This window comes from Vibrio sp. S9_S30 (assembly GCF_014694455.1).
In the GTDB taxonomy this organism is placed as follows: Bacteria; Pseudomonadota; Gammaproteobacteria; order Enterobacterales; family Vibrionaceae; genus Vibrio.
The window spans coordinates 81,747-93,087 of sequence record NZ_JAAUWT010000005.1 but is presented as its reverse complement, the minus strand read 5'-3'; the positions used below and the strand labels follow the sequence as shown (position 1 = coordinate 93,087).

Below are 11,341 nucleotides of genomic sequence, written 5' to 3'. Positions count from 1 at the left end.
AATTTACTCACAACTTTAGCCAATCGCTTTTACCGATAACACAAGTTCAAAAACGGCCATTGGTTCTTCATCATGCAATGTAGGGCAAATGGCTGTAATTGTGACCGACTTATTCACGCGCTTACCGGTTTGAAAGGTTTCATCCAGCATTTCGTCAATTAAATCTCCGTCATGACATAAAAAATGCACGTCCCCCTCTGGTCGCTTCAAAAACTCTCCTTTTACACTTTTAAATGCTAGCGAAACTTTACCTCCACGCTCTTGAGCCTTCCCCATTGCCATAAAACCGCCCGCAACGTCAGCCCCTATCGCCAATGCTCCAAAATACATGCTGTTAAGGTGATTTTTTGTTCTTTTTTTGAGCGGAATTCTGACCTCAACGGTTTTCTCGTTTAGTTCCAGAATTTTAGGGCGACATAGCCAAATAAGCGGAACCTTGAAGAATCCGAATGTACTTAAGTAGAAATTCGCTTTTTGTATCGTAGAAAACATTGAGGCAAACCCATTAAGATAACTAGTCCGACCAGATAAAGCCACAATAAGAAGATTGTCAATGAGTTATGACCAATGTTAGTAGATCGATCGCACGAAAAGCATACCTTGAATCTAAACGTGACACTGTACCGCTAGCTTATCAATCAAACACCTTCGGCCGCGACGTCAATATAATCAAACATAATGTCAAGAACTGTGTACAGCTGAAGGTGATTTTTACAGGGATTTGAGATAGAAAGGTAAGTTTTTGTTCATATGAATAAATGCGTGTTTATTCCCCATGTGATTTCCGTTATCTTAACCGTTTTGCATTATAACTACAGGCGTGCACATGCCCTTAAAGACAGACGAATTAAGAACTCAGCCTCTGGGTCCAATGCCCACTCCTGCAGAGCTGGTTCTGGCTCACCCTCTCACAGATGACGTTGCCGAGCGAATCGAACAGTCTCGTCGACAAATTGAAGCCATTTTAGCGGGTCAGGATAATCGGCTACTGGTCATTGTTGGCCCTTGCTCAGTTCATGATACCGAGGCGGCGCTAGATTACGCTCAACGCTTAAGTGCGATCCAAGATACATATAAAGATGAACTTTTCATTGTCATGCGCACCTACTTTGAAAAGCCTCGTACGGTTGTGGGTTGGAAAGGTTTGATAACCGATCCAAACCTTGATGGCTCCTACGCACTGGAAACGGGTTTAAACAAAGCAAGAAAGTTGCTACTAGACATTAACAAACTTGGCTTGGCTACGGCGACTGAGTTTCTTGATATGATCACTGGCCAATACATTGCAGACCTCATCACATGGGGTGCGATTGGCGCTCGTACCACTGAGTCACAAATACACCGTGAAATGGCTTCTGCGCTTTCTTGCCCAGTCGGATTCAAAAACGGTACGAATGGCAATGTTAAAATTGCAATTGATGCCATTCGTGCATCCAAAGCTTCGCATTATTTTTATTCTCCGGACAAAAATGGTCGTATGACGGTTTACCGCACCTCCGGTAACCCATATGGGCACGTGATTCTGAGGGGGGGCGACAAAGGACCGAATTTTGATTCTGGGTCCGTCTCTGATGCTTGCGAACAGCTTAGCCGTTTCGACTTACCGCAAAAGCTGGTTGTTGATTTTAGTCACGCTAACTGCCAGAAACAGCATCGAAAACAACTTGAAGTGGCAGAAGATATCTGTCGGCAAATACGCTCCGGTTCCGATTATATCGCTGGAATTATGGCTGAAAGTTTCATTCTTGAAGGCAACCAGCCAATGAACGACATTACTTCACTTACCTATGGCCAGTCGATCACCGACCCATGTTTAAGCTGGGAGCATACCGTCAAGATGCTAAATATGCTGGCTGATGCCATAAAAACACGAGCAGACAGAGGATAATTCTTATGCCTTCTTTTGACATTATTTCTGAGATCGACACGGTTGAACTTCGCAACGCAGTCGATAATGCCAATCGCGAGCTTTCTACTCGCTTCGATTTTCGAGGTGTTGAAGCCAACTTCGAATTTAAAGATGAAACCGTCAAGCTCCATGCGCAAGCTGAGTTTCAATTGAAGCAGCTGAGAGATATCTTGCGTGGTAACCTGACCAAACGTGGCGTGGATGTAAATTCCATGGATTCCCAAAAAGCGGATGCTTCAGGCAAAAGCTGGAACCAGACGGTACTATTCAAACAAGGCATCGACAAGGAAATGGCTAAGAAAATTATTAAAACAATTAAGGATGCCAAACTCAAAGTTCAAGCCGCAGTTCAAGGTGAAAAAGTCCGTGTTACCGGTAAAAAGCGGGATGATTTACAAGCAGTGATTGCTCTGTTAAAGCAATCAGAATTGGGACAGCCTTTTCAGTATGAGAATTTCCGTGATTAAGAGCTGTTCAATGCGTCGAGCCGCCACAATCGCGTAGCTTTATCCGCATTCTATTTCAAAGGCTTCACATTAGAAGCCTTTTTCTTATTGAGCCTTACCTACTAATGATGGCTAATTAACGCCTGCCACTTCGATAATTCGATAATTTTGAGCAAGCAATTTAAGTTCTGGGCTATGCTGCGCACCTTTCGGGAAAAATACCACCACTCGCTGTGAACCTACTTCAGGGGCAGATAATCTCGCCGACAATTCTGCATAGTTTCTATAACTTTCTCTCTCAGCATCTCTTCGACAAAGATCCACGAATTCAAACGGACAATCTTTGTGAGCAAGTACGAGTTCTGCTTCTTGCATGAACCTTAATCCTTTGATTGACACAAGCTCAACGTCATCACAGAATTCAAGCCAGGTGAGTGAACCACTTTCAAAGTCGGTATCTTTCAAACGCGCTTCATAAAGGTTTTCGAGATATATTCTATCCTCGGCGTTTTCAATGTTCGGGTCTGAAAAAAACGCTTCCCAAAACTTTCTTCTTTCGTCAACCGAAGGCAATACTTCTTTTATACTGTTTCTTTTTGACGATGCAAACTCCGCAAGAAGACCAATATTTTGTGCCAGAATCGATTCAAGCTTCTCTCGGATATTACGAACCAACACAGGAGAGGCACCACCACTTGAAATCGCGATCTGAATACGACCACGACTGATCATTGAAGGTGTAATGAAATCACAATAAGGTTGGTCATCGACAACATTAACCATAATGCCTTTACTCTTGGCATCGGCATGCACTTTGTGATTGAGCTCAGGGTTATCTGTTGTTGCCCATACTTGGACATAATCCTGCATCATATCTGGGCTATAAAAAGCTTTCACCCAATGGCATTTTTCTTCCTCTACCAACTTTCCTAGAAACGGCTCGATTTTAGGGGAGATAATCGTTACGTCCGCTCCTGCCCGAAGCAAAGAGTCAACCTTTCTAGATGCAACCTCTCCTCCTCCGATTACCAATACAGGCTTGTGATTTAAGTCAAAAAATAACGGGAAATATCGCATCCTATTCCTTTGTCGTAATTCTCTTATTTCCATAATACTAACAAAAAGGGGGCACTAGGGACATCAGGTTAAGAAACATCCAGAGATCATCATTCGAATTTTCCTATATTATGAGATACATCATCTAGCATCCATTTTTATAGCAATATCAATGGCTAAATTACAACCTATTCCAGAACTTAAAACTCTGCTTCACTATTTTGTCGCACTGCCGTGCTATTTACATTTATGTAACATTTCGTCATTCTAATTGTGTTCGGTTCTGTGATTGCACTCAAAAATTCTTTTAAATTAATAATTTGAGAAGTCTCAGATCCTTTTCTACGCTTATAAATAGCTGTGTGAATAGAGTGCCGTACTTCTTTCATAGCAGCATAAAATACCAACACAACTAAACGTATGCCAATTTCGATTGGTATTGCATGGATGATACAGGAAGGAATCAAATGGCAAAGAAACTCACTATTCTTGCTTCAGTAGTCGCGGCTTCAACCGCTATGATGGCAACCTCTGCTCTGGCCGCAGAAGGCACGTTGGATAAAGTGAAGTCGAACGGCTTCCTTCAGTGCGGGGTAAGCACGGGTTTACCCGGTTTCTCTAACCCTAACTCAAAAGGTGAATGGGAAGGCATTGATGTAGAGTACTGTCAGGCGCTTGCCGCTGCTGTTTTAGGCGATAAGTCAAAAGTTAAGTATGTTCCTCTAACCGCAAAAGAGCGTTTTACTGCCCTTCAATCTGGTGAAATTGACGTGCTATCCCGTAACACAACTTGGACTTCGCATCGTGATACTGCACTTGGTCTGAACTTCATCGGCGTTAATTACTACGACGGTCAGGGCTTCATGGTTAAAAAGAGCCTAGGTCTAAGTAGTGCAAAAGAACTGGATGGTGCATCAGTATGTGTTCAATCTGGTACTACAACTGAACTTAACCTAGCGGACTATTTCCGCAATCAAGGGATGTCTTACAAACCTGTTGTATTTGATACATCCGCTCAAACATCCAAAGGTTTCGATTCAGGTCGCTGTGATGTATTGACGACGGACCAATCTGGTCTTTATTCCCTTCGTTTAAACCTGAAAGATCCGGCGTCTGCCGTCGTTCTTCCCGAAATTATTTCTAAAGAACCGCTAGGTCCTGCAGTTCGTCAAGGGGATGATGCTTGGTTTAACATCGCGAAGTGGACACTCAATACGATGATCAACGCTGAGGAGTATGGCATCACTTCTAAAAACGCTGACCAAATGCTGAAATCTAAAGATCCAAACATCAAGCGTATTCTTGGTGTAGATGGTCCAAAGGGTAAAGGGTTAGGTTTGGCTGACGATTGGGGCTACCAAATTGTCAAGCAAGTCGGTAACTACGGTGAAAGCTTTGAAAGAACGGTAGGGGCAGATTCTCCGTTGGAGATTTCTCGTGGTGTGAATGCACTATGGAATGCTGGCGGTCTGATGTACGCGCCCCCAATCCGATAAGCTATTGATTAATATAACTAAATAATAGGGCGGTGTTTGCCGCCCTTTACTTACTTAGATTTAGCTACATGGATTTGAGGTTATAGCTGTATGCAACCTACTGATAAAAAAGTGTCTGGCTCGGGCAAATCCGCGCATAGCACTAATCTTCTATATAATCCTACGTTTCGTTCAATCGTATTTCAGATTATTGCTGTTGTGGCGTTGGCGAGTTTTTTCTATACCATTATCAACAACGCTTTAAGCAACCTGGAAGCTCGTGGAATTGCTACTGGTTTTGATTTTCTTTCTCAGGAAGCAGGCTTTGGGATTGGCCTAACTCTGATTGAATACAATGAAACCTTTTCTTACGGTCGAACTTTTATAATTGGTCTACTTAATACCGCACTGGTGTCTGTATTAGGGGTAATCATTGCAACATTTCTAGGGTTCTTTGTTGGTATTGCTAGACTATCCAGCAACTGGTTGGTCAGTCGTATTGCGGGCATCTACATCGAAATTTTCCGTAATATTCCCCTACTCCTGCAAATTTTCTTTTGGTACTTTGCGGTATTGCAAGCTTTGCCTTCACCAAGAGAAAGCCTCAGCTTAGGTGAATCCATATTCCTTAACGTGCGTGGTTTATTTTTGCCAAGCCCAGTTTTTGAGGAAGGCAGTGGAGCCATTCTTGTTGCGTTCATTGTTGCCATCATTGCGTCGGTAGTGATCAGCATTTGGGCAAGCAACAAACAAAAACTGACTGGTCAGCAAACCCCTGTTTCACTCATTAGTATTGGGCTGATTATTGGTTTACCTGTTATCGCATACTTTCTCGCTGGAATGCCCATAAGAACAGATTATCCCGTACTTGCAGGGTTTAATTTCCGCGGTGGTATCTCCATTCTTCCTGAGCTCGCTGCATTATTGATCGCGTTAAGCGTTTACACTGCGTCCTTTATTGCAGAAATTGTTCGTTCAGGTATTAATGCCGTTAACCACGGGCAAACGGAAGCTGCGATGGCGTTAGGCTTGCCGCGGGCGAAAACGTTAAAACTGGTTGTCATTCCTCAAGCTTTGCGAATCATCATTCCACCACTCACTAGCCAATACCTTAACTTAACCAAGAACTCGTCTCTTGCGATGGCGATAGGTTATCCAGATCTGGTGTCTGTCTTTGCTGGAACCACATTGAACCAAACTGGGCAGGCTATTGAAATTATTGCAATGACGATGGGCGTTTATCTGGTATTGAGCTTAGTAACATCTGCTCTGATGAATGTATACAACCGCAAAGTGGCATTGGTGGAGAGATAGTATGACACAACATCAATTTCAACCGGATCTCCCACCTCCTGCGAATACAGTAGGCGCTATTGGGTGGATGAGAAAAAACCTATTCAATGGTCCTGTGAACTCTGTTATCACTATAATCCTTGGTTACATGGCAATCATGGCCATTTGGAGCATCATTGACTGGGGGTTTCTGTCTGCCGATTGGGTCGGTACAACACGAGACGATTGTTCTCGACAAGGCGCGTGCTGGGTGTTCATCGGGGTTCGATGGGATCAGTTCATGTATGGGTTCTACCCTGATGCAGAGTTATGGCGACCGCAACTTTTCTTCGCAACCCTTGCCATTTTTGTCGGATTGCTGGCTTATGAAGGCACACCGAAAAGAACGTGGATTTGGCTGTTCTTCGTTAACATTTATCCATTTTTGGCGGCAGGGCTTCTATACGGCGGTTTTTTGGGCCTAGAAGTTGTGGATACCCATAAGTGGGGCGGCTTACTGGTTACTTTAATTATTGCGCTTGTGGGAATCATCGTATCGCTTCCTATTGGGGTCGCTCTTGCGCTAGGTAGACGCTCCGAAATGCCGATCATACGCAGCCTTTGTACTGTCTATATCGAAGTTTGGCGTGGGGTGCCACTGATTACCGTTCTGTTTATGGCTTCGGTTATGCTGCCTTTGTTCTTGTCTGAAGGCTCTGAAACAGACAAACTGCTTCGTGCGCTGGTCGGCGTGGTGATGTTTAGTGCCGCCTACATGGCAGAGGTCATTCGTGGGGGGTTACAAGCCATTTCAAAAGGACAATATGAAGCGGCGGACGCTTTAGGTTTGTCATACTGGAAAAAAATGGGCTTAATCATTTTGCCGCAAGCTTTAAAAATTACGATTCCATCAATTGTTAATACTTTCATTGGTCTATTTAAGGATACCAGCTTAGTCCTAATTATTGGTATGTTTGATGTACTAGGTGTTGGACAAGCAGCAAACACAGACCCTGAGTGGTTGGGCTTTGCAACTGAAAGTTATGTATTTGTCGCGTTAGTGTTCTGGGTGTTCTGCTTTGGCATGTCGAGGTATTCGATATGGCTTGAGAACAAACTTCATACCGGTCACAAACGATAATTAACAGGTTCAAGGACGTATTATGACGCAACAAGAAGATTACATGATCCAGTTAAAGGACATGAATAAATGGTACGGCGAGTTCCACGTACTAAAAAACATCAATTTGAACGTGAAGAAGGGCGAAAAGATCGTTATATGTGGTCCTTCAGGTTCTGGCAAATCAACGATGATTCGTTGTATTAACCGCTTAGAAGAGCACCAGAAAGGTCAAATCGTGGTTTCGGGGACTGAGCTCACAGAAGACTTGAAAAACATTGAAGCGGTTCGTCGCGAAGTCGGTATGTGCTTTCAGCACTTCAATCTGTTTCCGCACCTGACGGTTTTAGAAAATTGTACTCTTGCTCCTATCTGGGTTAAGAAAATGCCTAAAGAAGAAGCAGATGCAATCGCGATGAAATACTTGGAGCGCGTTAAGATTCCCGACCAAGCCGATAAGTTTCCCGGACAACTTTCTGGCGGTCAGCAACAACGTGTTGCCATTGCACGATCGCTCTGTATGAACCCTCAGGTGATGTTGTTTGATGAACCGACATCGGCTCTCGACCCTGAAATGGTACGTGAAGTGCTAGATGTTATGGTCGAACTGGCGGGAGAAGGAATGACCATGCTGTGTGTAACACACGAAATGGGCTTTGCTAAAGAAGTGGCAGATCGGGTCATCTTCATGGATGCTGGTGAAATCATCGAAGAAAATAACCCTGTCGATTTCTTCGAAAATCCGCAATCGGATAGAACCCAGAATTTCTTAAGTCAAATACTGCATCACTGATTTGGGTAGCCATAAAATCTGACGTGATGTTGGAAGGTGGTTCTAACCACCTTTCTCTTTTTAGGGAATCCTAAACAGGAAATATCAAGCATCGAATTACGCAGTAACAATACGTTACAAATGGTTTAATACATACTTCTTTATTTTCCGTACCATTCTTTAGACATACATAGCTTACAGCCCTTGCATTTTGGAACTTTAAGCGTCATAACTGTCTTATATATAAACTAGTCATACGGCAAGGAACATTATGAACGGTCCAATAGTATCAAATTCTCACCACACCGAGAGTCTGGCTCAAACCAACAAGGTGTTGAGAAATACCTACTTCTTACTTTCACTCACTCTACTTTGGTCTGCTGGCGTTGCTGGCATTTCCATGGCGATGAATCTTCCACATCCTGGAATAATCATTACTCTAATAGGTTTTTATGGTCTCCTGTTCTTAACTGAAAAGAACCGAAATAACTCAATGGGTCTGGTGTTTACTTTTCTATTCACAGGCTTCATGGGCTACACGCTTGGACCAATCCTAAATGCGTACATCGGCGCAGGTATGGGCGAGGCTATCGTTACGGCTCTTGGGGGCACAGCATTAGCCTTTATCGCTGCATCTGCTTACGCGATGACAACTAAACGCGACCTTTCGATGTTAGGCGGCTTAATGTTGTCTCTATTCGTTGTGCTGATTGGTGGGGTGATCGCGAGTTTCTTCTTCCAATCACCAATTTTGACCTTAGCGCTTAGTAGCCTGTTTATCGTTTTTTCCACAATGGCGATACTCATGACGACACAGAGCATCATTCGCGGTGGTGAGACAAACTACATTTCGGCTACCGTGACATTGTATGTCTCTATCTACAATATTTTTATCAGCTTACTCAGCATTCTAGGTATTATGAACGACGATTAATGTTCAAATTACCCTACTCTAAAGCCCGGTTTGCTACCGGGCTTTTTTATACTTTTAAGATAGCGCCAACTAAGATATTCTACGCCACCGTAATTTCTTCTAAGAGTAATAACTATGCTTGAATACCAAGGAAAGATAATTGAAACCGATGCTCAAGGGTATTTATGCAACCACACCGATTGGGATGAAGGCTTAGTCCCTGTGCTTGCGGAAGCGGAAGGTATTGAGCTAACAGAAGCTCACTGGGAAGTCATTCGTTTCGTCCGTAAATTCTATGAAGAGTTCAATACGTCTCCTGCTGTACGTATGCTAGTAAAAGCAATAGGAAAAGAACACGGACCAGATAAAGGGAATAGTAAATATCTTTTTAAACTTTTCCGTCAAGGTCCGGCAAAACAAGCCACTAAACTGGCGGGTCTGCCTAAGCCTGCAAAGTGTTTATAACGATTTCTTACAATATTTCAAAGCCAGTGTGATTCTCAAATTCAATCTCATTGGCTGCCACTGATTTTACATCAGAAGCTCTTGGTCCATTTTCTAGCCACAACGCTAATTCATTGATTTTACTTATATCTCCACTCGCAACGACTTCGACATCACCATTATTTAGGTTTTTAGCATAACCTGACAAACCTAACTTTAGCCCTTGATGGGCAGTATGATATCGAAACCCTACCCCTTGAACTAATCCTTTCACGCAAAACTTAACTGACTTTTTAGACATATGCATATTCCTTTAATTTGCTGAGTGTTATAGTGTGCCCGATCAGTAATCTCCGTTATGTATTTTCAATAGGGACTGTTTAAAGCATGAAAGAAATACCATTTAGATGGATTGATAAATACCTTATCCATCTGAAACTTCAGGAAAAGTTTTATCTTCTTTTTCTTCTACCAACTCTCGCCATCATCATTATTTCCTCCATTTTAAACTTAGCATCCAATCAGCTTACAACGCAAACGATTGCCCAAGAACTTAAAACGGTTGCAACACTCATTGAAAGATCTGAGCTAGATAGTAAAGAAATTCACGCCATTATTTCGCAATCCCCAAACATTCGATTGGAATCGGGCGTAAACTCGGTCACGACTTCGGACGGACAATACTCACTTAGTCCATCACCTTCTACTGACTTGCTCTCTTCGCTGTCGGTCGTTCAGGTGTCATCCATTCTGGCTTGTCTTATTATCGTTGGCTTAAGCGTCTACTATATTATGACCTTTATTGGTGGAGCAATGTTCTCCGCAAACAAAGCGCTAACGACTCTATCCAATGGGGATTTAACGAATCGACTTAATTATTTCCCGGTAAGAGATGAGTTCAGTGTTATTGCAATAAATATCGACAAAGTATCTGAGCGCGAACAAAAACTCGTTCTATCCATGCAGGAATCCATTACGTTGATGCAGCAAATCAGCTCCGAGCTAAATCAGTCATCAACGTCAAGCTACGATATCTCATCGAGACAACAAGCAAATTTAGATTCTCTTGCCAGCGCGTCTGAAGAAATGGCAATAACCATTCGGAAAGTGGCAGAACTCGCACAAGACTCTAGCAGCCAAACTGAAGAAGCCAAATCTGTTGCACAAAGTGGTCAACGCAAAGTCGTGGATACATTAACTTCCATATCCAGCTTGAGCACAGAAATTCAGTCAGCCGCTCAAGCGGTTGCGGAGTTAGATGCCAATGCCGCTCAAATTGACGAGGTGGTAGCGGCCATTGGCTCGATATCTGAACAAACAAACCTTTTGGCGCTTAACGCTGCTATCGAGGCCGCCCGAGCTGGCGAGCAAGGTAGAGGCTTTGCGGTCGTAGCAGATGAAGTGCGTACCCTTGCTGGACGAGCGCGGCACGCCACCATTGAAATTCAGTCAATGATTGAGTCTTTGCAAAGCAATAGCTCTTCACTCACAAAGCTCATGGAGACCACTGTCAATAACGCATCACATGGTCAGGACCTCATGAGTGGAGTTGACCTTGAAATCGGTAACTTATCGATTAAAAATGAACAGCTTTCGGAATGCAGTGTTCAAATAGCCAAAGCTGCAAAAGAACAAGGCGTGGTAGCAGATAACATAGCATCACGTGTCGTGGACATCCGTAGCCAATCTGTGGAAGTAAATCATTTAATTCAGTCGGCCAACGGCAATATCGAAAGCCTTAAGAAGCAGAGTAATCAAATGGAAGCTTTACTAACAGGGCTTAAAGCCTAACCACGAACAGAAGGGCCACTCCTGTGGCCCTGTCTGATGTCTGTTATACTCACCAAGTACTACTAAGCTAAGCATTTTCCTCATCAGCGTAAAATCAACTTACTCCAATGACTTCGTGATATCCATTTGCAATTGTCTTCATG

General features: G+C 43.2%; 12 protein-coding genes. 9 read left to right on the top strand and 3 right to left on the bottom strand.

The genetic code is table 11. The features are described from left to right. Positions 1-15 precede the first annotated feature (15 nt). Entirely contained in the window at positions 16-492 is a 477-nt protein-coding gene (locus HC752_RS07625) for a DUF4442 domain-containing protein (protein WP_190334719.1), read from the bottom strand. Positions 493-826: 334 nt separating this feature from the next. Between HC752_RS07625 and HC752_RS07620 the strand changes: the two genes are divergently transcribed. Together HC752_RS07620 and HC752_RS07615 are read left to right on the top strand one after the other, a co-directional pair. Then, the gene (locus HC752_RS07620; protein WP_190334542.1) at positions 827-1,888 is read left to right on the top strand and encodes a 3-deoxy-7-phosphoheptulonate synthase; all 1,062 of its coding nucleotides are present in this window, start codon (positions 827-829) and stop codon (positions 1,886-1,888) included. Positions 1,889-1,893: 5 nt separating this feature from the next. Beyond that, positions 1,894-2,376, top strand: coding sequence for a YajQ family cyclic di-GMP-binding protein (locus tag HC752_RS07615; RefSeq protein WP_190334541.1), 483 nt, complete (start codon positions 1,894-1,896; stop codon positions 2,374-2,376). Positions 2,377-2,487: 111 nt separating this feature from the next. Here the strand turns inward: HC752_RS07615 and HC752_RS07610 are convergent, their stop codons facing one another. Beyond that, on the bottom strand, positions 2,488-3,432 hold the full coding sequence (locus HC752_RS07610; RefSeq protein WP_190334540.1) for a precorrin-2 dehydrogenase/sirohydrochlorin ferrochelatase family protein: 945 nt from the start codon (positions 3,430-3,432) through the stop codon (positions 2,488-2,490). Positions 3,433-3,878: 446 nt separating this feature from the next. Here HC752_RS07610 and HC752_RS07605 point away from each other — a divergent pair, with 446 nt between their 5' ends. The 6 genes from HC752_RS07605 (at position 3,879) to HC752_RS07580 (ending at position 9,428) form a co-directional block, all read left to right on the top strand. Continuing rightward, complete coding sequence (locus HC752_RS07605) at positions 3,879-4,907, top strand: amino acid ABC transporter substrate-binding protein (protein WP_190334539.1); 1,029 nt, start codon at positions 3,879-3,881, stop codon at positions 4,905-4,907. Between the two features lie 90 nt (positions 4,908-4,997). Continuing rightward, on the top strand, positions 4,998-6,200 hold the full coding sequence (locus tag HC752_RS07600) for an amino acid ABC transporter permease (RefSeq protein ID WP_190334538.1): 1,203 nt from the start codon (positions 4,998-5,000) through the stop codon (positions 6,198-6,200). Position 6,201: 1 nt separating this feature from the next. Beyond that, positions 6,202-7,299, top strand: a complete 1,098-nt coding sequence (locus HC752_RS07595; protein ID WP_190334537.1) for an amino acid ABC transporter permease — start codon at positions 6,202-6,204, stop codon at positions 7,297-7,299. Between the two features lie 22 nt (positions 7,300-7,321). Next, positions 7,322-8,071, top strand: a complete 750-nt coding sequence (locus HC752_RS07590) for an amino acid ABC transporter ATP-binding protein (RefSeq protein ID WP_190334536.1) — start codon at positions 7,322-7,324, stop codon at positions 8,069-8,071. 250 nt (positions 8,072-8,321) lie between these two features. Next, on the top strand, positions 8,322-8,984 hold the full coding sequence (locus HC752_RS07585) for a Bax inhibitor-1/YccA family protein (protein WP_190334535.1): 663 nt from the start codon (positions 8,322-8,324) through the stop codon (positions 8,982-8,984). 114 nt (positions 8,985-9,098) lie between these two features. Next, positions 9,099-9,428, top strand: a complete 330-nt coding sequence (locus tag HC752_RS07580; protein ID WP_190334534.1) for a TusE/DsrC/DsvC family sulfur relay protein — start codon at positions 9,099-9,101, stop codon at positions 9,426-9,428. Positions 9,429-9,435: 7 nt separating this feature from the next. Here the strand turns inward: HC752_RS07580 and yccX are convergent, their stop codons facing one another. Next, positions 9,436-9,708 (bottom strand): acylphosphatase, encoded by a 273-nt coding sequence (gene yccX, locus HC752_RS07575; protein ID WP_190334533.1) that lies wholly within the window; start codon positions 9,706-9,708, stop codon positions 9,436-9,438. 86 nt (positions 9,709-9,794) lie between these two features. Between yccX and HC752_RS07570 the strand changes: the two genes are divergently transcribed. Continuing rightward, on the top strand, positions 9,795-11,198 hold the full coding sequence (locus tag HC752_RS07570; protein WP_190334532.1) for a methyl-accepting chemotaxis protein: 1,404 nt from the start codon (positions 9,795-9,797) through the stop codon (positions 11,196-11,198). Positions 11,199-11,341: the final 143 nt, after the last annotated feature.

Excerpts from the sequence above, each read along its gene's own strand:
- HC752_RS07570 (WP_190334532.1), top strand. The coding sequence starts at position 9,795 with ATGAAAGAAATACCATTTAGATGGATTGATAAATACCTTATCCATCTG.
- HC752_RS07595 (WP_190334537.1), top strand. The coding sequence starts at position 6,202 with ATGACACAACATCAATTTCAACCGGATCTCCCACCTCCTGCGAATACA.
- HC752_RS07600 (WP_190334538.1), top strand. The coding sequence starts at position 4,998 with ATGCAACCTACTGATAAAAAAGTGTCTGGCTCGGGCAAATCCGCGCAT.
- HC752_RS07615 (WP_190334541.1), top strand. The coding sequence starts at position 1,894 with ATGCCTTCTTTTGACATTATTTCTGAGATCGACACGGTTGAACTTCGC.
- HC752_RS07580 (WP_190334534.1), top strand. The coding sequence starts at position 9,099 with ATGCTTGAATACCAAGGAAAGATAATTGAAACCGATGCTCAAGGGTAT.
- HC752_RS07585 (WP_190334535.1), top strand. The coding sequence starts at position 8,322 with ATGAACGGTCCAATAGTATCAAATTCTCACCACACCGAGAGTCTGGCT.
- HC752_RS07620 (WP_190334542.1), top strand. The coding sequence starts at position 827 with ATGCCCTTAAAGACAGACGAATTAAGAACTCAGCCTCTGGGTCCAATG.
- HC752_RS07625 (WP_190334719.1), bottom strand. The coding sequence starts at position 492 with ATGTTTTCTACGATACAAAAAGCGAATTTCTACTTAAGTACATTCGGA.
- HC752_RS07610 (WP_190334540.1), bottom strand. The coding sequence starts at position 3,432 with ATGCGATATTTCCCGTTATTTTTTGACTTAAATCACAAGCCTGTATTG.
- HC752_RS07590 (WP_190334536.1), top strand. The coding sequence starts at position 7,322 with ATGACGCAACAAGAAGATTACATGATCCAGTTAAAGGACATGAATAAA.
- HC752_RS07605 (WP_190334539.1), top strand. The coding sequence starts at position 3,879 with ATGGCAAAGAAACTCACTATTCTTGCTTCAGTAGTCGCGGCTTCAACC.
- yccX (WP_190334533.1), bottom strand. The coding sequence starts at position 9,708 with ATGTCTAAAAAGTCAGTTAAGTTTTGCGTGAAAGGATTAGTTCAAGGG.